Annotated in this window: 1 pseudogene; it reads left to right on the top strand. The window is 52.0% G+C overall.

Annotated features, from left to right (window positions below):
* A pseudogene (locus A0J57_RS26455) lies at positions 1-592 on the top strand (hypothetical protein); the annotation flags it as partial.

The following is a 592-nucleotide window of genomic DNA, read 5'->3' as shown; positions in this document are numbered from 1 at the left end:
GGGCTGTTATTGGGCCGAGCAAACACATCATGCCGTCCTGGACGTTGACCAGGGAAGCAAATATCACAGCACGGACGAGCTCGTAAAACTCCAAGAAAATTTTGCTGCAGTCGGATTGACGGCAACGCCATATAGAAGCAGCGACAGCGGCGGCTGGCACCTSTATMTATTCTTTGATGATTGGGCCGAATGTAGCGAAGTCGAGAACACTATCAAGGCATGGCTAAAGTTTCAGGGATACGAGATCAAGAGCGGGACGCTAGAAATCTTCCCCAGCGGCAATGCGCTCAGGCTGCCATTGCAACCGGGGTTTGCTTGGTTGGATCAAGAAGGCAATTTGATCCGGACGCGAGAACAAATAACAAGAGACGAGGCTTTAGCCTCATTCCTTTCTGACCTGGAAAGAAATCAAAGAAATTGGAGCGAAGCGAAGAACCGCATTAAGAGCCAATTGAGAGCCGCCGCGGCGGCTGCCGGCGGGAGCGCCCAGGCGCACGAGAAAGCTATATGCAATGAGGGTTTTGACGATCTCTTCAAGCGCGGTGCAATTCCTGAAATTTGCGAAATGGCGCGTAAATACTGGCGCGAAGGG

It is taken from the genome of Sphingobium sp. 22B (assembly GCF_001580035.1).
Taxonomy (GTDB): Bacteria; Pseudomonadota; Alphaproteobacteria; order Sphingomonadales; family Sphingomonadaceae; genus Sphingobium; species Sphingobium fuliginis.
This window is presented reverse-complemented; position numbering and strand designations above follow the sequence as displayed.